At 74.0% G+C, this 21,414-nt stretch carries 18 protein-coding genes; 6 read left to right on the top strand and 12 right to left on the bottom strand.

Going from position 1 to position 21,414, the window contains the following annotated elements:
* Positions 1-51 precede the first annotated feature (51 nt).
* Complete coding sequence (locus tag ACL02R_RS16110) at positions 52-759, top strand: AAA family ATPase (RefSeq protein WP_412797597.1); 708 nt, start codon at positions 52-54, stop codon at positions 757-759.
* Here the strand turns inward: ACL02R_RS16110 and ACL02R_RS16105 are convergent.
* The 4 genes from ACL02R_RS16105 to ACL02R_RS16090 form a co-directional block, all read right to left on the bottom strand.
* Positions 746-1,468: a cation transporter gene (locus tag ACL02R_RS16105; RefSeq protein WP_412797596.1), complete on the bottom strand. Its 723-nt coding sequence runs from the start codon at positions 1,466-1,468 to the stop codon at positions 746-748. The genes ACL02R_RS16110 and ACL02R_RS16105 overlap by 14 nt on opposite strands.
* A gap of 1 nt (position 1,469) precedes the next feature.
* Positions 1,470-1,805 carry an ArsR/SmtB family transcription factor gene (locus ACL02R_RS16100; RefSeq protein WP_412797595.1) on the bottom strand — a complete coding sequence of 112 codons (336 nt, stop codon included), beginning with the start codon at positions 1,803-1,805 and terminating at the stop codon, positions 1,470-1,472.
* A gap of 71 nt (positions 1,806-1,876) precedes the next feature.
* Complete coding sequence (locus ACL02R_RS16095; RefSeq protein ID WP_412797594.1) at positions 1,877-2,254, bottom strand: hypothetical protein; 378 nt, start codon at positions 2,252-2,254, stop codon at positions 1,877-1,879.
* Between the two features lie 155 nt (positions 2,255-2,409).
* Complete coding sequence (locus ACL02R_RS16090) at positions 2,410-2,922, bottom strand: Lrp/AsnC family transcriptional regulator (RefSeq protein ID WP_412797593.1); 513 nt, start codon at positions 2,920-2,922, stop codon at positions 2,410-2,412.
* Positions 2,923-3,087: 165 nt separating this feature from the next.
* Between ACL02R_RS16090 and hppD the strand changes: the two genes are divergently transcribed.
* From hppD to fahA, 3 genes are read left to right on the top strand one after another with little or no spacing between them, the layout of a single operon-like run.
* Positions 3,088-4,287: a 4-hydroxyphenylpyruvate dioxygenase gene (hppD, locus tag ACL02R_RS16085; RefSeq protein WP_412797663.1), complete on the top strand. Its 1,200-nt coding sequence runs from the start codon at positions 3,088-3,090 to the stop codon at positions 4,285-4,287.
* A 36-nt stretch (positions 4,288-4,323) separates the two neighbouring features.
* Positions 4,324-5,529 carry a homogentisate 1,2-dioxygenase gene (locus ACL02R_RS16080; protein ID WP_412797592.1) on the top strand — a complete coding sequence of 402 codons (1,206 nt, stop codon included), beginning with the start codon at positions 4,324-4,326 and terminating at the stop codon, positions 5,527-5,529.
* On the top strand, positions 5,526-6,764 hold the full coding sequence (fahA, locus tag ACL02R_RS16075; RefSeq protein ID WP_412797591.1) for a fumarylacetoacetase: 1,239 nt from the start codon (positions 5,526-5,528) through the stop codon (positions 6,762-6,764). The genes ACL02R_RS16080 and fahA overlap by 4 nt, the downstream gene beginning before the upstream one ends.
* 5 nt (positions 6,765-6,769) lie before the next feature.
* Here fahA and ACL02R_RS16070 read toward each other — a convergent pair whose 3' ends face one another.
* On the bottom strand, positions 6,770-7,180 hold the full coding sequence (locus ACL02R_RS16070; RefSeq protein WP_412797590.1) for a hemerythrin domain-containing protein: 411 nt from the start codon (positions 7,178-7,180) through the stop codon (positions 6,770-6,772).
* An 88-nt stretch (positions 7,181-7,268) separates the two neighbouring features.
* Positions 7,269-8,354, bottom strand: a complete 1,086-nt coding sequence (locus ACL02R_RS16065) for a Gfo/Idh/MocA family protein (protein ID WP_412797589.1) — start codon at positions 8,352-8,354, stop codon at positions 7,269-7,271.
* A gap of 553 nt (positions 8,355-8,907) precedes the next feature.
* Between ACL02R_RS16065 and ACL02R_RS16060 the strand changes: the two genes are divergently transcribed.
* The gene (locus tag ACL02R_RS16060; RefSeq protein ID WP_412797588.1) at positions 8,908-10,692 is read left to right on the top strand and encodes an ABC transporter ATP-binding protein; all 1,785 of its coding nucleotides are present in this window, start codon (positions 8,908-8,910) and stop codon (positions 10,690-10,692) included.
* A 200-nt stretch (positions 10,693-10,892) separates the two neighbouring features.
* Here the strand turns inward: ACL02R_RS16060 and ACL02R_RS16055 are convergent, their stop codons facing one another.
* The 6 genes from ACL02R_RS16055 to fdh form a co-directional block, all read right to left on the bottom strand.
* Positions 10,893-12,548 carry a transporter gene (locus ACL02R_RS16055; protein WP_412797587.1) on the bottom strand — a complete coding sequence of 552 codons (1,656 nt, stop codon included), beginning with the start codon at positions 12,546-12,548 and terminating at the stop codon, positions 10,893-10,895.
* Positions 12,545-13,333, bottom strand: a complete 789-nt coding sequence (locus tag ACL02R_RS16050) for an ABC transporter ATP-binding protein (RefSeq protein WP_412797586.1) — start codon at positions 13,331-13,333, stop codon at positions 12,545-12,547. The genes ACL02R_RS16055 and ACL02R_RS16050 overlap by 4 nt, the downstream gene beginning before the upstream one ends.
* Positions 13,334-13,423: 90 nt before the next feature.
* Positions 13,424-14,572 carry a glutathione-independent formaldehyde dehydrogenase gene (locus ACL02R_RS16045; RefSeq protein WP_412797585.1) on the bottom strand — a complete coding sequence of 383 codons (1,149 nt, stop codon included), beginning with the start codon at positions 14,570-14,572 and terminating at the stop codon, positions 13,424-13,426.
* A gap of 116 nt (positions 14,573-14,688) precedes the next feature.
* Positions 14,689-15,747 carry an NrfD/PsrC family molybdoenzyme membrane anchor subunit gene (gene nrfD / locus ACL02R_RS16040; RefSeq protein ID WP_412797584.1) on the bottom strand — a complete coding sequence of 353 codons (1,059 nt, stop codon included), beginning with the start codon at positions 15,745-15,747 and terminating at the stop codon, positions 14,689-14,691.
* Positions 15,748-15,802: 55 nt separating this feature from the next.
* The gene (locus ACL02R_RS16035; RefSeq protein ID WP_412797583.1) at positions 15,803-16,795 is read right to left on the bottom strand and encodes a 4Fe-4S dicluster domain-containing protein; all 993 of its coding nucleotides are present in this window, start codon (positions 16,793-16,795) and stop codon (positions 15,803-15,805) included.
* 3 nt (positions 16,796-16,798) lie between these two features.
* Positions 16,799-20,056, bottom strand: a complete 3,258-nt coding sequence (gene fdh, locus ACL02R_RS16030; RefSeq protein WP_412797582.1) for a formate dehydrogenase — start codon at positions 20,054-20,056, stop codon at positions 16,799-16,801.
* A gap of 304 nt (positions 20,057-20,360) precedes the next feature.
* Here fdh and ACL02R_RS16025 point away from each other — a divergent pair, with 304 nt between their 5' ends.
* Positions 20,361-21,362 carry an aldo/keto reductase family protein gene (locus tag ACL02R_RS16025; RefSeq protein ID WP_412797581.1) on the top strand — a complete coding sequence of 334 codons (1,002 nt, stop codon included), beginning with the start codon at positions 20,361-20,363 and terminating at the stop codon, positions 21,360-21,362.
* Positions 21,363-21,414 lie beyond the last annotated feature (52 nt).

The raw sequence follows: 21,414 nt of genomic DNA, 5'->3' as shown, positions 1-21,414 counted from the left end.
GTTACGGTTTCGCTGGGCCCACCGCCTCAACTCGTCGATACGGAGAGCCAGATGATCCGGCCCGAGACCGCCGGATCGCCGATCCGGACGGCCCCGACCGCGACCACCACCCCCGCGACCGGCACCCCGCCGGCCACCGTGCTCACCGTGACGGAAGCCGGCGGCGGACCGCCCCGCGTCCACGACCTGCGCGGCGTCCGCGCCACCGGCCCCCTCACCCTGCGCTGGCCCGCGGGCGACCGCGTCGTCGTCTCCGGGCTGCCAGGCGGCGGCAAGTCCACGCTGATGGCGCGGCTGGACGACCCCGGCGGCCGCGTGCTGCGCATCGACTCGCAGGACGTCCGCGACAGGTGGGAGGTCCGCCTGCCCGCCCGGCTCCCGTACGCGGTCTACCGCCCGGCCGTCCGGCTCGGCCACCACCGCGTCCTGTGGCGCGCGTTACGCTCCCCGCTCGCCCTGCTCGTGCACGACTGCGGGCGCGGCTCCCTCGTCCGGCGCCGCCTCGCCTCCGGCGCGCGGCGCACCGGCGCCGGGCTGCACCTGCTGCTGCTCGACGTCCCGCCGTCCCTGGCCCGCGCCCGGCAGGAGGAACGCGGCCGGACGGTCTCGGCCCGCGCGTTCCGCCGCCACCGGCGGGCGATGGCCCGCCTGATCACCGCCATCGAGGCGGGGGACCTCCCGCCGGGCTGCGCCTCGGTGACCCTGCTCGACGCGCAGGCCGCCGCCGCCGTCACCGAGCTCGGCTTCACGGGAGAGTGAGGGCGGGTCCGCAGCACGCGCAGCCCGGCGGGCAGCCGCAGGCGTCACCGGCGGCGTCGTCCTCCCGCGCGGCCCTGAGCGGCACGGCGCAGCAGGCGTCGCCGCGCCAGGCGTTCACGCCCTCCCTGACCGCCACCGCCGCGATCACCAGCGCGGCCAGCGGATCGGCCCACGACCAGCCCACCGTGGCGTTCGCCAGCAGCCCCGCCAGGAGCACGGCGGACAGCCAGGTGCACAGCAGCGTCTGCCGGGAGTCGGCGACGGCCGAGGCGGAGCCGAGCGCCCGCCCGGCCCGCCGCTGCGCGACCGACAGGAACGGCATCACGGCCAGCGACAGCGCCGCGAGCACGATGCCCACCGGCGAGGCGTCCGCGTCGCCGCCGCCCAGCAGCGCGCGCACGGCATCCACGGAGACATAGGCGGCCAGCGCGAAGAACGAGACGGCGACGATCCGCAGCGCCCGCGCCTCCCGCGCCTGTCGCACGGCGTGGTCGCGCGCGGAGAACTGCCAGGCCACGGCGGCGGCCGAGGACACCTCCACCACCGAGTCGAGCCCGAAGCCGACCAGCGCGGCGGACGAGGCGGCCGTCCCGGCGGCCACGGCGACGACGGCCTCGGTCACGTTCCAGGCGATGGTGGCCGCCACCAGCAGCCGTATCCGCCGGGCCAGGGCGTCGCGCCGGTCGGCGGGGCGTATGCCGGACGCCATGTCAGCAGCAGCCCTTCTGCGCCGCCTCGGCGCAGGCGCGGTCCGAGGCGACGGCCACCACGGCGTCGCGCAGGTCGTCCAGCGCGTGCCCGAGCCGCTCGTCGGCCAGCTCGTACCGCGTCCGCCTGCCCACGGGGACGGCGACGACGAGGCCGCAGTCGCGCAGGCAGGCGAGGTGGTTGGACAGGCGGGTGCGGGACACGCCGAGCCGGTCGGCCAGGTCGGCGGGGTGCGCCGGGGCCTCGCGCAGGGCGAGGAGCAGGCGGCAGCGGACGGGATCGGCCAGCGCACGGCCGAACCGCGTGAGGACCTCGATGTCAGGGGCGATGGTCAGCACACGGCGACTGTAGTACAGCGGCTCCTGAATTCATAGGTTGCTGAACAGCCGTCGCGGCCCCCGCCCGCCGGTCAGCGGGACAGCCGCAGGCGCACCTCGAACTCGTGCTCGCCCGGCACCCGCCCGACCTCGTCGGCGCGAAAGGCCGCCTCCAGGACCTCGCCCACCCGCGCCACGCCGTCCGAGCTGCCGGTCACGGTCACGTTCACCGGCTCGTCCAGCGCCGGCGCCTCCTCCGTCACTCCTGGCCGGTACGCCTCGGTGGCGACCACCATGCTCCACACGACGGGGTGTCCCGCCCGGGTGCCGCCGCCGTTCCCCTCCGGGCCCGTCCCGGGCGCGGAGCCGGGGTAGGCCGCCGTCAGGACGTCGAAGACGGCGTGGGCCGTGTCGCGTCCGCAGTCGGTGAGGTGGATGCTGACACTGTTCTCGTCTTCGGAAGTACCCATGGGCGTCACTGCTTTCAGAGCGTCACGTGTGTCGGGAGAGCTTGTCTGCGGGTACCCGGGACCGGCCGGTCCACCTGTCCCCGCGTCGGATCTTTCTTCCCCGAAAGTCCGTTATGCCGCTCCCGGGCGCAAGTTCCCACGCCGCTGCCGCGCGCTCAGGGGCGCGTACGGTACGCGGGCGCGCGCCGCGGCCCGCCGCGCGGGCTCTCCGCCAGCAGCGGCTGCGTCCTCGGCGGCACCACCACGGACAGCACCACCACGCTGGTCGAACGGGCCACGGTCCCCGACTGGCTGAGCGCCAGCAGCGTGGCGTGCAGGTCCTGGTGGGAGGACGCCGCCAGCCGGCACAGCACGTCCGACTCGCCGGTCGTCGCGTACGCCTCCAGCACGGCGGGCAGCGCCGCCAGCTCGGCCGCCACCTCGTCCAGCGACCCCTGCGCGATCTCCAGGCTGACGAACGCCTGCACGGGGAACCCCGCCGCCGCCACGTCGACGTCGGGCCCGTACCCGGTGATGACGCCCGCGCGCTCCATGCGGTCGAGCCGCGCCTGCACCGTGCCGCGCGCCACCCCGAGCAGCCGCGACAGCTCCAGCACGCCGGCCCGCGGATGCTCGCGCAGCGCGCCCAGCAGGTCGATGTCCAGCAGATCGATGTCGAGCCCCGCCATACCCGCCTCCCCAGAACTGGACAGATTGTACAGCCGACCACCCGAATGCGCCGGTGATCAGGGCGCTCGGGCCAGCACACGGAGGGCCGCTTGCGCAGCACATCGGCCCTGGGGTGTTCTAGTTGACCACAAGTGTGCGACGCGGCGAGGAGGCCCGACGTGACGATGGAAGCACCCCTCACGAGCCAGGAGCGACTGGCCGAACTCGACCTCGACCAGCTGCGCCGCCTCGTCGGCCTGGTGGACTACGACCCGGCGGGCGACCCGTTCCCCGTCTCCGGCTGGGACGCCGTCGTCTGGTCCGTCGGCAACGCCACCCAGACCGCGCTGCACTACCAGTCCGTCTACGGCATGGAGCTGGTCGCCTACTCCGGGCCCGAGACGGGCAACCGCGACCACCAGGCGTACGTCCTGCGCTCGGGCGCCATCCGCTTCGTCGTCAAGGGCGGCGTGGACCCCGCCTCCCCGCTGCTCGACCACCACCGCAGGCACGGCGACGGCGTGGTGGACATCGCCCTGGAGGTCCCTGACGTGGACCGCTGCGTCGCGCACGCCCGCGTGCAGGGCGCCACGGTCGTCGAGGAGCCGCACGACCTGGCCGACGAGCACGGCACCGTGCGCGTCGCGGCCATCGCCGCCTACGGCGACACGCGCCACAGCCTCGTGGACCGCTCGCGCTACGACGGCCCCTACCTGCCCGGCTACGCCGCCCGCACGTCCGGGTACGTCAAGCCGGACGGCGAGCCGCGCCGCGTCTTCCAGGCGCTGGACCACGTCGTCGGCAACGTCGAACTCGGCCGCATGGACGAGTGGGTGGACTTCTACCACCGCGTCATGGGCTTCACCAACATGGCCGAGTTCATCGGCGACGACATCGCCACCGACTACTCGGCCCTGATGAGCAAGGTCGTCGCCAGCGGCAACCACCGCGTGAAGTTCCCGCTCAACGAGCCGGCGGTCGGCAGGAAGCGCTCGCAGATCGACGAGTTCCTTGAGTACTACGAAGGCCCCGGCGCCCAGCACCTCGCGCTGGCGACCAACGACATCCTCACCACCGTGGACACGCTCCGCGCGAAGGGCGTCGAGTTCCTGAACACCCCCGACACGTACTACTCCGACCCCGAACTGCGCGCCCGCATCGGCGAGGTGCGCGTCCCCGTGGAGGAACTCGCCGCCCGCGGCATCCTCGTGGACCGCGACGAGGACGGCTACCTGCTCCAGATCTTCACCAAGCCGGTCGGCGACCGGCCCACGGTCTTCTTCGAGTTCATCGAACGCCACGGTTCCCTCGGCTTCGGCAAGGGCAACTTCAAGGCACTGTTCGAGGCCATCGAGCGCGAGCAGGCCAAGCGCGGCAACTTCTGAGCCGCCCCCACACCACCGCGACGCCCCGGAGGTGCCATGCCCCACTACCGCAGCATCGGCGACGTGCCGCGCAAGCGGCACACCCAGCACCCGCGGCCCGGCGGCGGGCTCCACCACGAGGAGCTGATGGGGGAGGAGGGCTTCTCGTCCGACTCCTCGCTGCTCTACCACACGGGTGTCCCCTCGGCGATCACCGACGCCACCCCCTGGCCGCCGGGCGACCTCACCACCACCCCCAACTCCCCGCTGCTGCCTCGCCACTTCAGGCTGCCCCTGCTCTTCGACGACGCGGAGGCCAAGAACCTGGACGCCGTCACGGCCCGCCGCCTCGTGCTGGGCAACGCCGACGTCCGCATCTCGTACGTCGTCGCGGGCGCCCCGAGCCCGCTGTACCGCAACGCGCTCGGCGACGAGTGCGTCTACACGGAGGCGGGCACCGCGACCGTCGAGACCGTCTTCGGCGCCCTCGACGTCCGGCCGGGCACCTACCTGATCCTGCCGCGCGGCACCACGCACCGCTGGCTGCCCACCGGCCCCGGCCCGGTGCGCTGCTACGTCATCGAGGCCAACTCCCACATCGCCCCGCCCGCCCGCTACCTGTCCCGCCACGGCCAGCTCCTCGAACACGCCCCGTACTGCGAACGCGACCTGCACGGGCCCACCGAGCCCTTGATCGCCGAGGGCAGCGACGTGGAGGTCCTGGTCAAGCACCGCTCCTCCAGGCCGGGCGACGGCGGCGTCACGGGCACGCGCTACGTCTGCCCGACCCACCCGTTCGACGTGGTCGGCTGGGACGGCTGCCTCTACCCGTACACCTTCGACATCGCCGACTTCGAGCCCATCACCGGCCGCGTCCACCAACCGCCGCCCGTGCACCAGGTCTTCGAGGGCGGCAACTTCGTGATCTGCAACTTCGTGCCCCGCAAGGTGGACTACCACCCGCTCGCCGTCCCCGTGCCGTACTACCACTCCAACGTCGATTCGGACGAGGTGATGTTCTACTGCGGCGGCGACTACGAGGCCCGCAAGGGCAGCGGCATCGCCCAGGGCTCCGTCAGCCTCCACCCCGGCGGGCACGCGCACGGGCCGCAGCCGGGCGCGGTGGAACGGTCGCTCGGCGCCGAGTTCTTCGACGAACTCGCCGTGATGGTCGACACGTTCCGCCCGCTCGAACTGGGCGAGGGCGGCGCCGTCACGGACGACGGGCGGTACGCGTGGAGCTGGGCGGGCGGCGCCAGGTGACCGCCGCACGCGCCTGGCACGGCGTCCCCGCGGACCACCCCTTCGGCGTCCACACCCTGCCGTACGGCAGCTTCCGCGCCGCAGGGCTCCCCGGCCGCCGCGCGTGCGCCGCCGTCGGCGACCGCGTCCTCGACCTCACCGCCGCCACGGCCGCCCTCCTCCCCCACCGCGCCGCGCTGTTCGCGTCCGGCACCCTCGACGGGCTCCTCGGCGCCGGACCGGCCGTGTGGGCCGAGGTCAGGGCGGCGCTCACCGCCTGGCTCACCGACGACCGCCACCGCCCCGCCGTCGAGCCCCTGCTGCGCCCGGCCGGCGAGGTGACGCTCACCCTCCCGTTCACCGTCGCCGACTACGTGGACTTCTACTCCAGCGAGCACCACGCGAGGAACCTCGGGCGCCTCTTCCGCCCCGACGGCGACCCGCTGACGCCCAACTGGAAGCACCTGCCGATCGGTTACCACGGCAGGTCGGGCACGGTCGCCGTCTCCGGGACGCCCGTCGCCCGCCCCACGGGCCAGCGGCGCACCGCGGACGGCGTCGTCACCCTCGGCCCGTCCGAACGGCTCGACATCGAGGCGGAGGTCGGCTTCGTCGTCGGCACGCCCTCCACACCGGGCCGCCCCGTCCCGCTGGCGGACGCCGGACGGCACCTCTTCGGCGTCTGCCTGGTCAACGACTGGTCGGCGCGCGACATCCAGGCGTGGGAGTACGTGCCGCTCGGGCCGTTCCTCGGCAAGTCGTTCGCCACGTCCGTGTCCCCCTGGGTCGTGCCGCTCGCCGCGCTCGGCCACGCCCGCGTGGCGCCGCCGCCACGCGACCCGCGCCCGCTGCCGTACCTCGACGACACGGGCGGCGAACCGTGGGGCCTGGACATCGAGTTGACGGTGACGCTCAACGGACACCCCATCGCCAGGCCGCCGTTCTCCGCCATGTACTGGACCGCCGCGCAGCAGCTCGCGCACCTCACGTCGGGCGGCGCGCACGTGCGCACCGGCGACCTGTTCGCCTCCGGCACGGTGAGCGGCCCCGGCGCCGGGGAGTGCGGCTCGCTGATCGAGCTGACGCGCGGCGGCGCCGTCCCGCTGGAGCTGCCGGGCGGGGAGACCAGGACGTTCCTGCGGGACGGCGACGAGGTCGTCATCGGCGCGACCGCGCCGGGTCCCGGCGGCGTACGCGTGGGCCTCGGGTCCGTGAGCGGCCGGATCGTGCCCACCGGCACGCCCACCGGCGCCTGAGCGGGTCAGCCGACGGCGGCGAGCAGTTCGCGTTCCTCGTACGCGAAGTGCTCCTCCAGGCCCGCCACCAGCCGTTCGAGGCCCTCCCGCATCCGCGTGACGTCCTTCCCGCCGTCCGCCGCCGTCAGCTCGGCCTCGAAGGCGGTCAGCGCGCCGGCGACGACGCGGTGCTCCTCCCGCAGCCGTGCCATCGCGGGGACGAGCGCCGGGTACTGCCGCTCGAACTGGGTGAACGCGCCCTCCTCGCGCGTGTGGTGGAGGTGCAGCCCGTAGCAGCACGCCAGGCAGTGCTTCCGCAGCTGCTCCGCAAGCCCCTCGGGCGCCGCGGCACCGGCCGCCTCGCCCTGGTCGAGGGCCGCGATCAGGCGGGCGAGCTGGTCGCGGAGATCCTGGTGGTGCCCCCTCAGCCGACGCACGACGGCCGCCCCCGCGCCGAAAGCAAAAGTAATAGGGGGCCCGGGACCGGCCCCGGCGGACGCCCGGGGGACGCCCGCCGGACGGCCGTCAGTCCGCCCACTCCTCACGCCCGGTGACCACGGGCCTGCCCGTCCGCGCCGACTCGTCGATCGCGAGGCCGAGCAGGTGGTCCTGGCAGCCCTCCGCGAGCGGGTACGGCGCCTCCCCCTCGCCGCGCACCCACGCGCCCGTCCGGCACAGCAGGTCCACCACGGCCAGGTCGTCCTCGGAGAACCCGGCGCCGGTGAACTCGTTGCGGTGCACCACCCGGCCCTCGAAACTGATGTGCCGCAGCTCGCGCCCCTCCAGGTTCAGGTCCACGCCGGTGGCGCGGCGCACGAGCGGCGACTCGACGGGCGTGCGCGGGTCCGCCATCCGCACCACCGTGTCGTCCACGATCTCGCCGAGCGAGCCGCGCACGACCACCCGGCGGGCGCGCAGCGGGTTCCACCACTGGTTGTCCGTGAAGTCGTAGAGGCCCGTCCGCCCGCCGAAGTCGAGCGTGGCGATCGTCGTCGTCGCGTCCTTCGGCGTCAGGTCGTCCGACCAGCCCTTCGGGGAGAGCGGGTCGGCCAGCGGGGCGGTGAACGCGCCCGCGCTCACCGTCGCCGGGGCGAAGCCCACGCCCAGCAGGTGCCGGATCAGCGACACCGCGTGGTACAGGTGCGTGGACGACAGCTGGACGGACGTCACCTCGCCGATCACGCCCTCGCGCACCAGCGCCAGCCGCGCCGCGTGCCCCGGCATCAGGTTGTACTGCTCGGCCACCTGCACGAGGCCGCTGGCGCCCGTGTCGCGCCACAGGTCGCGCAGCCCCGCCAGGTCGGGCGCGGGCGGCGTCTCGGCCAGCACCGGCACGTCCAGCGCGACCAGTTCACGCGTGGACTCCGGCGTCACCGGCCACGGCACGGACGGCACCACGAACTCCGGCGCCTCACCGGCCCGCACCAGCTCCGCCGCCGACAGGTACGCGGGCACGCCCCAGGCCGCCTCGACCTCGGCCGCCCGACCGGTGGACCGCGTCACCACGCCGGTCACGGTGAGCCGTTCCGGCAGGGCCTTCGCCAGCCGGACGAAGAACTCCGACCGCCATCCGCTGCCGACCAGCCCAAAACGCACAGGTGCTGCACTCACGCGACTCGCTCCTCACTCGTACGGCCGGGGGCCAGGGCGGCCCGGCGGCCCCAGCAGCGTACAAAGCCCAGGTCGCCCCGCCCTTCCAGCGGGCGCCCCCGGGGCGGAGGACGGCCGGGCACCGCACCGCAAGGAGAGCGCCACCGTGACGGGGCGCACGCTCGACCCCGCCCCCGGCACCGTCACCCTCAACTTCTACGCGGACCTCGACGAGGCGTCGGCCCAGGCGTTCGCGGCCACGGCCGACTGGCTCGCGGCGCCGCACGGCCTCCGGAGAGCGCCGGCCCGCGCGCCGCCCGGTTCGACGGTCCGTCCGCGCGTGACCTGGATCGCCGACCGGGCATGGCGAGTTCACGCGCTGCTGCCGCGCGGCGCCATCCGCTGGGTCGGCGCGGCCGGACCTCTTCCCCGCGGCGCGGTCATGGGCTATCCTCCGGGAACGTCACCGGAGCGACGTCGCGCGACGACACGGCCCGCGGAGTGGGGAATCCCGCACGCGCCGACCGTGGAACCGACTTGCTCCGGCGCTTGGCGTGGGAGTTGACTTCTCCCCATGCAGAAAGCGCTCTACCCCGCTGCACAAGGCAACCCCTCCGACCATCGCTACCAGGGCGAACACCCGGTCCGTACTCTTGCCTACCTCTTCCGGCCCTACCGTGCCCGGCTGATCGCCGCAGTGGCGGTCTTCTGCGTGCGGCACAGCCCGCTGTGGCTGCTCCCGCTGATCACCGCGAACATCATCGACATCGTCGTCCAGCACCGCCCGCTCGGTGAGCTGTGGATGAACGCGACCGTCCTCGCGGTGATGTTCACCGCCAACTACCCGGCCACCGTGGGCTTCGCCCGCCTGATGAGCGGCAGCATCCGGCGCGTCGGCACCGGCCTGCGCTCGGCCCTGTGCGGGCGCATGCAGGAACTCTCCATCGGCTACCACTCGAAGGTGAGCGCGGGCGTCCTCCAGGCGAAGGTCGTCCGGGACGTGGACGCCATCGAGGAGAGCGCCCGGCAGACCGCCGAGCTGGGCCTCGGCGCGATCACCACGCTGATCGGCGGCCTGGTCGTCATCGGCTTCAAGGCCCCGGTGTTTTTGCCGGTGTTCCTCGTCGTCGTCCCCGCCGCATCGCTGCTGATACGTTTCCTCCGCAGCCGCGTGCGCACCCACAACGAATCGTTCCGCCGCGAGGTGGAGCTGGTCTCCTCCCGGGTGACCGAGATGACCAGCCTCATCCACATCACCCGCGCCCACGGCCTGGAGCGCACGGCCCTGGGCCGCGTGGACGGCGCCCTCACGCGGCTGCGCAGCGCCGGCCAGCGCCTCGACATCCTCAACGGCCGCATCGGCTCGCTCGCCTGGATCATGCTCAACGCGCTGGGCATGGTCTGCCTCATCGGCGCCGCGCTGGTCGCCTACCACGGCTGGCTCGACGTGACACCGGGCGACATCGTCATGCTCAGCACCTTCTTCACCACCCTCACCGCGTCCATGAACGCGCTGATGGGCCTCACACCGATCCTCAGCAAGGGCCTCGAATCGGTCCGCTCCATCGGCGAGGTGCTCCAGGCGCCCGACCTGGAGACCAACGCGGGCAAGCGCGAACTGCCCGAGCTGCACGGCCGGATCGACTTCCAGGACGTCGAGTTCGGCTACGAGGGCACCGACGAGCCGTCGATCAGCGGCTTCGACCTGTCCGCCAGGCCGGGCGAGACCATCGCGCTGGTCGGCCCCTCGGGGGCGGGCAAGTCCACCGTCCTGAACCTGCTGATCGGCTTCATCAGGCCGACCGGCGGGCGCATCCTGCTCGACGGGACGGACGCGGCCGGGCTCGACCTGCGCACCTACCGCCGCTTCCTCTCGGTGGTGCCGCAGGAGCCCGTCCTCTTCGACGGCACGATCCGCGAGAACGTCACCTACGGCCTCGACCACACGGACGACGACGCCCTGGCCGAGGCCCTGCGCGCCGCGAACGCCTGGGAGTTCGTCCAGCGCCTGCCGCACGGTCTCGACACCCTCGTGGGCGAGCGCGGCGCGATGCTGTCCGGCGGGCAGCGGCAGCGCCTCGCGATCGCCCGCGCGCTGATCCGCGACCCCCGCGTCCTGATCCTGGACGAGGCGACCTCGGCGCTCGACGGGCGCTCGGAGGCGCTGGTGCAGGAGGCGCTCGGCCGCCTGATGGCGGGCCGCACCGTCTTCGTCGTCGCGCACCGGCTGTCCACCATCCGGGGCGCCGACCGCATCGTGGTGATGGACCAGGGCCATGTCCGCGAGGTCGGCAGGCACGACGAACTCGTCGCGCTCGGCGGCCTGTACGCACAGCTCAGCCCGAGCCAGGCCGCCTGAGGTCTCTCCGGCGGATCGTGTCTGTCTCGCGACGTCCGGCGTGGGGGCACCTCCCGTCAGGCTGGGGAGCCGTGAGCCGTGACAAGACCCGCCGGACAGACCCAAGGGCCCACTGGCGGCCGGGGGCGCCCGCGGGTGCGTGCGGTCGCAAGGCACCGGACCGCCGCGAGCAGCGCGGCCTCAGGCCCTGCTCACCGCTGTCAGGCCCTGCTCACTGCCGTCAAGATCTCCGGCAGCCTGGCGGCGGTGAGCGGCGCCGCCACCCGCAGGCCGCCCCAGGCGACCAGCAGGCCCCAGCCGAGCCCCAGCGGCAGCACGAGCGCCGACAGCGCGCCGCCTGACGTGCCGAGCCAGACCGCCGCGCCGATCACCGGCGCCGACAGGACGGCCGAGCACAGCGCCCCGGCGACGATCCCGGCCCACGCGAGACCGCCCTGCCCCGGCGCGACGTTCTTCATCGCGTTGTCCTCCGGGATCGAGTACGGGAAGCGCGCGCTCGCCACCGCGCCCGACGCGACCATGGCGCCGAAGACCGACAGCGAGATCCCCGCCGCCTCCGCGAGTCCGCCCCAGTCGTCCGCGAGCCACGCCGCGAGCACCGTGACCAGCAGGAGGTAAGGCAGCGCGACCAGCGACAGCCCGAGCGCGCGCCCGCGCAGCTCGGCGAACGCGTCGGCGGGCGTGCCGATCGTCTGGGCCACCAGCCAGAAGCCGCTGTAGTCCTGCCCGAACTGGTTGTACATCTGTAGGCCGAGCAGCGCCGCCGCCCAGTGGGCGCTGTGCACGTTGCCCCCGCCCTGCAACGCGAGGATCACGGGCATCAGCGCGCCCATGCCGAGCGCCAGCGTCCAGCCCATCCTCGACTTGGGGTCGCGCCACGCGTACCGCAGCGCCCGCAGCATGATCGCGCCGTCCCGGCCGCGGGACAGGCGCGCGGCGAGGCCACCCCCGGCGGCACGGGCGGGGCCGCCGTCGGGCGCGGTCTGGAAGGTCGAGGCGTCCGGCATCGTCATCAGGCGGGTCAGGCCGCGCCGCCACCAGTCCACCAGCAGCAGCGTCACCAGGGCCGTCGCCGCCAGGGCGGCCAGCGCGGTGCCGTACGCGCCGTCGCCCGCCGCCCTGACGCCCTCGACGGCCGTGGCGGGCGGCAGCCAGCGCAGGACGGCCGCGGTGTCCTCGAACGGCGCGAGCGTCTCGTTCTCCGACAGCCGCGACACGGCGACGTTGAAGAGCTGGAGCGCGGCGACCACGACGACGCCGCTGAGGACGGCCAGGTCGCGGCCCCGCCTGCTGCTCAGCAGGCGGGCGTTGGCGGTGGCGATCGCGCGGGACAGGGCGGTGCACAGCAGCAGCGTCAGGGGAACGGCGAGCACGGCGGCGGCCGTCCCCGCCGGGCCGCGCGCCGTCCCGATGGCGATGCCGAGCAGCACCAGCAGCGTGAACAGCGGTCCCGGGCCGATGACGGACGCGATGAGCTGCCCGGTCATCATCTGCCGGGGCCGCAGCGGCAGCATCGCGAGCCGCCCCGGGTCCAGCGTCTCGTCGGCGGCGCCGATGAACATGGGCAGGGACGCCCAGCCGAGCGCCAGGACGGCGGTCAGCGTGACGCCCACGTCGGCGGCGTTCCGGTGGCCGCGCAGCACGGACAGGCCGAGCAGCGCCAGCAGGCCGAACAGGGTGGCCAGGACGAGCGTCGCGAGGAACGCGGCGGAGCGGCCGGTGGACTGGCGCGCGCCGTTGCGCAGGAGGCTCAGCTTGAGGCGGGCGAAGACCCCCGCGACGGCGGGCAGCGAGAGCGTCCCGGTGGCGGGGGAGGTTCCGGCGGGGGAGGGGCGGGTGGGGGACGGGACGGTCATCGCGTGCCTCCGAGCCAGTCGAGCCTGGCGCCGCCGCCGCTGTCCTGGGCGCCCACCAGGCCGAGGAACGCGGCCTGGAGCGTCGGCGCCGCGCCCCGTACGCCGGCGAGCGGCCCGGCGGCCCTGATGCGCCCGCCCGCCATCACCGCGACCCAGTCGCACAGCGACTCGACCAGCTCCATCACATGGCTGGACAGCACGACCGTCCCGCCCGACGCGGTGTACCGGGCGAGCACGTCGCGGATCACCTGCGCGGAGACCGGGTCCACGCCCTCGAAGGGCTCGTCGAGGAAGAGGACGTCGGGGTTGTGCAGCAGCGCGGCGGCGAGACCGGTCTTCTTGCGCATGCCGGTCGAGTAGTCCACGACCATCGTGTGCTGCGCCTGCGCCAGTCCGAACACGTCCAGGAGCCGGTCGGCGCGGCGCGTCACCTCGTCGTACGGCAGGCCGCGCAGGACGCCCTGGTGGGTGAGCAGTTCGCGGCCCGTGAGCCGTTCGAACAGGCGCAGTCCCTCGGGGAGGAGGCCGATCCTCGGCTTGACCAGCTCCGGGGTGCGCCACACGTCGTGCCCGGCCGTCTCGACGGTGCCGGAGTCGGGGCGCAGGAGGCCGGTCATCATGGCGAGCGTCGTCGTCTTGCCCGCCCCGTTCGGCCCGACGAGGCCGACGAGACGGCCGGCCGGGAGGTCGAGGTCCACGCCGCTCACGGCGAGCCGTCCGCCGAATCCCTTCCACAGGCCGCGGGCCCGCACCGCCGGGGGCCGGGCCGGTTCATCCTCTGCCATGCCGGACAGCCTACGTGGCGTCCGTCACACGAACGGCGGACGGGCGGGGCCGCCCGTCCCGGCGGCCCCGCCCGTCCCGTGGCGCCCGTGTCAGCCGTCGCCGTCCATCGACGGCTTCAGCAGCACCTTCGTCCAGCCGTCCTCGCGCTTGTCGAACCGGTCGTACGCCATCGGCGCCTGGTCGAGCGGCAGCCGGTGCGAGACGACGAAGCTCGGCGTCGCGCGCCCCTGGACGATCAGGTCGCGCAGCTGCCGGTTGTACGACTTCACGTTGGCCTGGCCGGTGCCCATCCGCAGGCCCTTCTCGAAGAAGCGGCCCATGCTGAACACGAGCTGCCCGTTCTTCGCGGACTCGGTGGGGCCGCCGGGGTCGGCGGGCACGTACAGGCCGACGACGCCGAGGGCGCCGGTCGCGCGCACGCAGTCCACCAGCGAGTTGAGGATGATCGCGGGCTGCTCCTCGCCCTCGCGGACCGTCGCCTGGTACCCCACCGCGTCGATGCCCTTGTCGGTGCCCTCGCCGCCGGTGCGGTCCTTGATCTGCTCGGCCGTGTCGCCCTGGGTGTAGTCGATCGGGGTGGCGCCGATCTGCTCGGCGAGCCGCAGCCGGTCGGGCTGGCGGTCCACGACGAAGACGCGCGACGCGCCGCGCAGGAACGCCGAGTAGGCCGCCATCAGTCCGACGGGCCCCGCGCCGAAGACGGTGACCGACTCGCCGGGCGAGACCCCGGCCAGCTCGGTGGCGTGGTAGCCGGTGGGGAAGATGTCGGCCAGCAGCGCGAAGTCGTCCTCGTGCTCGGTGCCCTTGGGCAGCTGGAGGCAGTTGAAGTCGGCGAACGGCACCCGCAGGTACTCCGCCTGCCCGCCCCGGTAGGGGCCCATCGACACGTAGCCGTACGCGCCGCCCGCGAAGCCGCTGTTGACGGTGAGACAGAAGCCCGTCTTGTTCGCGAGGCAGTTCTTGCAGAAGCCGCAGGCGACGTTGAACGGGAGGACGACGCGGTCGCCCTTCTTCACGCTGACGACGCCCGCGCCGACCTCCTCGACGACGCCCATGTTCTCGTGGCCGAAGACGATGCCGGGCTCCGCGCCCGTCCTGCCCTCGTACATGTGCAGGTCGGAGCCGCAGATGGCGGTGGTGGTGATCTTGATGATGACGTCGGTGGGCGCCTCGATCCTGGCGTCCGCGACATCCTCCACGGCGACCGAATAGGGCTCCTGGTACACAACCGCCTTCACAGTTACCTCCCGGGGCGTCCGTGACGGGACACGGGCAGACGTCGACTGGTGGCCTACGGCGCATACCCGGCATTCGCCTCATATGCGGTGATTACGCCACTCGTGTCATCGTAGGGTCAGTCGCCCAGGGCGGCCACCCGGCCCGCCTCCTCGGCCCGCTCCGCCAGCCGCTCGCGCTGCGGCAGCACGGTGTACTTCGGGTCGCGCGCCGACGCCGTCCCGGCGTGGAAGATCCCGAACCGCGTGCACGCCGACGCCGCCAGCAGCGCCGCGCCGCCGAGCGCCGCCGCGGCCCGGCTCCGCCCGCCGAGCAGCGCCGCGCCCGCCGCCCCCGCCACGCCCAGGCCCTCCGCCGCCCGCAGCAGCCGCCCGGCCGTACCGGCCGCGTACGTCTCGGCGATCACGCCGGTACGCCGCCGCAGCGCCCGCATCGCGACCAGCTCGGCCGCCGTGCCGAGCACGGCCGCACGCCGCGCGGGCCCGTTCTCCGCGCGCGGCCCGGCCAGCAGCGCCATGCCCGCCGCAGCGCCGGCCGCAGACGCGCCGAAGAGGTACGGCATCTCGCGGTGCCCCTCGTGCCAGGCGGGGACCGCCGTGTCAGCCAGCAGCACCCCCGTGTACGTGGCCACCGCAGGGCCCACCGCGGCCGCGCCGAGCGCCGCCGCGCGGCCCGCGCGCGGCAGCAGCCCCGTCACGTCCGAGGCGGCGGCCGCGCCCGCCAGCGGCCCGTACAGCGCCAGCAGCCACGAGCCGACGCTCATCGGGGACGTCGGCTTGAAGACGCGCAGCATGTTCACGAACCGCTCCGGCCGCCCCAGGTCGTGGATCAGCGCGGCGGCCGACAGGGAGACCGCGCCGAGCGAGCTGAGCTTCATCGCGCGCGCCGTGCGCCGCCACCCGCTCAGGTCCGCGCCCGCGCCCAGCACGGAGCCTGCGCCCGCCAGGCCGCCGAGGAACAGGTAGCCCGCGATGTCGGCGGCCTCCCACGCCGGTGCCTTGACCACCGGCCGCCCGTAGTACGACGTGAACTCCGCGTCCGGCACGAGCCGCCGCTCCCCGCCGCGCCCCCGCCGCCGCGCCTTGCGCGCCGAGCCGTCCATCCCGTTGCCGAACAGCGCGTCCCGGCCCGGCCGTTCACCGGCCAGACCGTCGCGCGTCACCCTCGCCTCGCTCACCGCGTCTCCTCGCCCGCCTGTGCCCGCACCCGCGCCGTGTCCCGCATGTCCCGCCTCACCTGCCGCGCCCCCGCCCCGCGAACGTCCCCGCCAGCCCGGCGGCCAGCGCCAGCGCCGCCAGCCCCGCGTGCCGCCACATCCGCGGCAGGTCGCGCGTCGTCACCACCGGGTCCGGCGGCAGGCCGTAGACCTCAGGCTCGTCCAGCAGCAGGAAGAACGCCCCGTCGCCGCCGACCCCGTCCGACGGGTCGGCGCCGTACAGCCGCGCGTCCGGCACGCCCGTCTCCCGCAGCCGCTCCACGCGAGCAGCGGCGCGTTCCCGCAGCTCGTCCAGCGGGCCGAACTGGATCGAGTCGGTCGGGCACGCCTTCGCGCAGGCCGGTTCCATGCCGGCGCCGAGCCGGTCGTAGCACAGCGTGCACTTCCAGGCGCGGCCGTCGCCAGGACGCTGCTCGATCACCCCGTACGGGCAGGCCGGGACGCAGTACCCGCAGCCGTTGCACACGTCCTCCTGCACCACGACGGTGCCGAACTCGGTCCGGAACAGCGCCCCGGTCGGGCACACGTCCAGGCACGCGGCGTGCGTGCAGTGCTTGCACACGTCGGACGCCATCAGCCACCGCAGCTCGGTGCGCCCGTCGGGCGAGGGCGGGCCCGGCGTCGTCGGGCTGACCGCCGCCTGGTCCACGGGCGTGCCCGAGCCCTGCGCCGCCAGCGCCAGCACGTCGATCCCCGAGTGGTCGACGTGCGCCTCCTGCCCGCCCAGCGGCTTCGTCTGCTCGATGAACGCGACATGCCGCCATGTCGACGCGCCGAGCCCGCCGGTGTTGTCGTAGCTCATGCCGGTCAGGAGCAGGCCGTCCTCCGGTACGGCGTTCCACTCCTTGCACGCCACCTCGCACGCCTTGCAGCCGATGCAGACGGACGTGTCCGTGAAGAAGCCGACCCGAGCCGGCGCGTCCGCGTGCCCCGCGTCGGCGGCCACGTCGGGCTCGGGGCCCGACAGCAGGCGGCCCGCCGGGCCGTCCCCGCTCACCTGTGCCGTCATGCCTCAGACCTCCATGCCCGTACGCTCGTCGCTCCCGGCGCGCCGCCGGTAGTCCGCCACCAGTTCCCGCAGGGCGGGGCCGCGGGGGCGGCGGCCCGGCCTGATGTCCGCCGACAGGGCCTTGACCTCCTGGATGTGCGCGTTGGGGTCGAGGACGATGGCGGACAGCTCGTTCGCCGCGTCGCCGCGCGAGTAGCCGTTCGGGCCCCAGTGGTAGGGCATCCCGATCTGGTGCACGGTGCGGCCGTCCGCGCGCAGCGGCGCCATCCGCGTCGTCACGAGCACGCGCGCCTCGATCGCGCCGCGCGCGGTGACCACGGTGGCCCAGCCCGTGTGGTCGAGGCCGCGTTCGGCCGCCAGCTCGGGGGACACCTCGCAGAAGAACTCCGGTTGCAGCTCGGCGAGGTACGGCAGCGAACGCGTCATCCCGCCCGCCGTGAAGTGCTCGGTGAGCCGGTACGTCGTCACCACGTACGGGAAGACCTCGTGGCCCCGCGCGTCACCCGACGGGTGGTACGCGTTCCCCTCGTGCGGGAACAGCAGCCGCACCGGCGAACGCGGCTGCTCCGGGTACAGCGCGTTCGGGAACGGCGAGTCCTGCGGCTCGTAGTGCGTCGGCAGCGGCCCGTCCGCCAGCCCGGCCGGGGCGTAGAGCCACCCCTTCCCGTCGCCCTGCATGACGAACGCGTCGTCGCCCCGCAGCGCCGCCACGCCCCGCGCGTCCTCGTCCGGCACGTGGCCGGGCGGCAGGTCGGCGACGAAGTCCGGCACGTCGTGCCCGGTCCACCGGCCCGCCTCGCCGTCCCACCACACGTACGCCTTCCGCTCGCTCCACGGCGTGCCGTCGGGGGCGGCGGAGGCGCGGTTGTAGAGCACCCGCCGGTTCAGCGGCCAGGCCCACGCCCACTCGGCGGCCACCCAGTCCTGCTCGGTGTGCGGCTTGCGGCGCGCCGCCTGGTTCACGCCGTCGGCGCGGACGCCGCAGTAGATCCAGCAGCCGCACGCCGTCGAGCCGTCGCCGCGCAGCTCGGTGTACGAGGACAGCGGCGCGCCGTCGGGGCCCGTCCCGTTGATCTCGGCGAGCACCGCCTCGGCGTCCGGCTCCGCGTACGGCCCGGCCTCCGGGTAGTCCCACGCCAGGTCGAGGAAGAGGCGGTCGGCCGGGTCGTCCGAGGCCGCGAGGCGTTCCCTGATCCGCCGGTGCAGGTGGTGCGCGAACCACAGCTCGCTGCGCGCGTCGCCCGGCGGCTCGACCGCCGCGTGGTGCCACTGGAGCCACCGGTTCGTGTTCGTGAACGACCCGGACTTCTCCGTGTGCGAGGCGGCGGGGAAGAAGAAGACCTCGGTGCCGATGTCCTCGGTGCGCAGCTCGCCGCTCTCGATCTCGGGGCCGTCGCGCCACCACGTCGCCGACTCGATCAGCGAGAAGTCCCGCACCACCAGCCAGTCGAGGTTCGCCATGCCGAGCCGCTGGAGCCGCGCGTTCGCCGAGCCGACCGCGGGGTTCTCGCCGAGGACGAAGTAGCCCTTGCAGACACCGGCGAGCTGCTCCATCACCGTGTCGTACGTGCTGTGCGAGCCGGTGAGGCGCGGCAGGTGGTCGAAGCAGAAGTCGTTGTCCTCCGTCGCGGCGTCGCCGTAGTACGCCTTCAGGAGGCTGACGACGTACGACCGCATCTCGGCCCAGAAGCCCTTCCGCGCGCGCACCGCCTCGATGAACGTGCCGAGGTCCGTGTGGGCGGGGGCGTGCGGCATCGGGATGTAGCCGGGCAGCAGGTTGAACAGCGTGGGGATGTCGCTCGACCCCTGGATGCTGGCGTGCCCGCGCAGCGCCTGGATGCCGCCGCCGGGCCGCCCGATGTTGCCCAGCAGCAGCTGGAGGATGCTCGCGGCGCGGATGTACTGGGCGCCGACCGTGTGCTGCGTCCAGCCCACCGCGTAGCAGAACGCGCTGGTGCGGTCAGGGCCCGAGTTCGACGTCAGCGCGTCGCAGACCTTGGCGAACGTCTCGCGCGGCACCCCGCACACCCGCTCCACCATCTCCGGCGTGTAGCGCGCGTAGTGCCGCTTGAGGACCTGGTAGACGCAGCGCGGGTGCGTCAGCGTCTCGTCCCGGTGGGGGACCGGCGGCACGTCCTGGCCGCCCGATCCGTGCGACTCCGAGCCGCCCGCCCGGTGCTCGACGGCCACACGGTGCGCGCGGCGGTCCGGCTGCGCCTCCTGGGAACCGGTGGGGGAGGCGACCGGCGCGCCCTCGTACGCCCAGCTCGCCGGGTCGTAGTGCCGCCGCTCCCCGTCGAATCCGGAGAACACGCCGGCCAGGTCCTCCGTGTCGCGGAAGTCCTCGGAGACGAGCGCCGCCGCGTTGGTGTAGGCGAGGACGTACTCCCTGAAGTCCTTGCCCTCCTCCAGCACGTGGTGGATCAGGCCGCCGAGGAACGCGATGTCGCTGCCCGCACGGATCGGCACGTGCAGGTCCGCGAGGGCGCTGGTGCGCGTGAAGCGCGGGTCGACGTGGACGATCGTCGCGCCGCGCGCCTTCGCCTCCATCACCCACTGGAAGCCGACCGGGTGCGCCTCCGCGTAGTTGGAGCCCTGGATGACGATGCAGTCGGCGTTCTGGAGGTCCTGCATGAACGTCGTCGCGCCGCCGCGGCCGAAGGACGTGCCGAGCCCCGAGACCGTCGAGCTGTGGCAGACCCGCGCCTGGTTCTCGACCTGCACGACGCCCAGGCCCGTGAACAGCTTCTTGAGGAGGTAGTTCTCCTCGTTGTCGAGCACCGCGCCGCCGAGCGAGGCGATGCCGAGCGTCCGCGCCACCCGCGCGCCCTCGTGCTCCCACTGCCATGTCTCCCGGCGCGTCGCCACCACGCGGTCGGCGACCATGTCCATCGCCGTCTCCAGGTCGAGCGACTCCCACGCGGTGCCGTGCGGACGCCGGTACAGGACGCGGTGCCGCCGGTTCCCGCCGGTGACGAGCTGGAGCGTCGCCGCCCCCTTCGGGCACAGCCGCCCCCGGCTCACCGGCGACGCCGGGTCGCCCTCCACCTGGACGACGCGCTCGTCCTTCACGTACACCTTCTGGCCGCAGCCCACGGCGCAGAAGGGGCAGACCGAGTCCACGACGCGGTCGGCCGTCTCCGTGCGCGCCTCCAGGCCCGCCGTGCGGCGCGACATCGCGGCGGCTCCGCGGCCCAGCGGGTCCGCACCGGTCAGCTGCCGGTAGACGGGCCAGTCCTGGACCCAGGTGCGCACGCCCATGGGAGTCCTTCCGATCGGTTGCTGTCCGTCAGTTCCCCGGAATAAGCCTCTTTCACGAACAAGCAGGGCAGAACCACCCGATTGACGCCCGCCGCGCCCCGCGATTCACCCGGTGGCCCCAACGCGCACGCCGCCGGGCCCGCCGCGCAGCCGCAACTCCCCGCCCGCGCCGCCGCGTTCACCCGCCACAGACCCTCCGGCGGTATCCAGGGCCCGCCACGCCGCGCGACCGGCGGGCCACCGCAGGCCACCGGACACCGCCCACCTGCACAGTCACCCGTACGGACGCGTAGATTGAATGTTCATGGAACACCGTCTTCTCGGCCGCAGTGGCCTTTTCATCAGTGAGATCGCCTACGGAAACTGGCTCACCCACGGCTCGCAGGTGGAGGAGGAGGCCGCCACCGCGTGCGTCCGCGCCGCCCTCGACGCCGGCATCACCACGTTCGACACCGCCGACGTCTACGCCGGCACCCGCGCCGAGGCGGTGCTCGGCCGCGCCCTGAAGGGCGAGCGCCGCGAGGGCCTGGAGATCTTCACCAAGGTCTACTGGCCCACCGGCCCCGGTCCCAACGACCGCGGGCTCTCGCGCAAGCACATCATGGAGTCGATCAACGGCTCCCTGCGCCGGCTCCAGACCGACTACGTGGACCTCTACCAGGCCCACCGGTTCGACCAGTCGACGCCGCTGGAAGAGACGATGTCCGCGTTCGCCGACATCGTCCACTCCGGCAAGGCGCACTACATCGGCGTCTCCGAGTGGACCGCCGACCAGATCCGCGCCGCCCACGGCCTCGCCCGCGAGCTGCGCGTCCCGCTCGTGTCCAGCCAGCCGCAGTACTCGATCCTGTGGCGCATCATCGAGCAGGACGTCATCCCGACCAGCGAGGAGCTGGGCCTCGGCCAGATCGTCTGGTCGCCGATCGCCCAGGGCGTGCTCACCGGCAAGTACCTGCCGGGCCAGCAGCCGCCGGCCGGATCGCGCGCCACCGACGAGAAGGGCGGCGCCAACATGATCAGCCGCTTCCTCGACAACGACGTGCTGGAGGCCGTCCAGAAGCTGCGCCCGCTCGCGGACGAGGCCGGGCTCAGCCTCGCCCAGCTCGCGATCGCCTGGGTCCTCCAGAACCCGAACGTCTCCGCCGCCATCGTCGGGGCGTCCCGGCCCGAGCAGGTCACCGAGAACGTCAAGGCCTCCGGCGTGCAGCTCGACGCGGACCTCATGGCCCGCATCGAGGAGATCACCGCGCCCGTCGCCGTGACCGACCCGGTCCAGGTCTACAAGAACACCCCCCCGAAGCGCTGATCCTTCCGGGACCACGGCGGCCGGCGCGGAACCTCCGCGCCGGCCGCCGCTT

It is taken from the genome of Streptomyces sp. MS19 (genome assembly GCF_047200595.1).
Classification (GTDB): Bacteria; Actinomycetota; Actinomycetes; order Streptomycetales; family Streptomycetaceae; genus Streptomyces.
The sequence above is the reverse complement of the archived record's forward strand: the minus strand, read 5'-3'. Positions and strand labels throughout refer to the sequence as shown.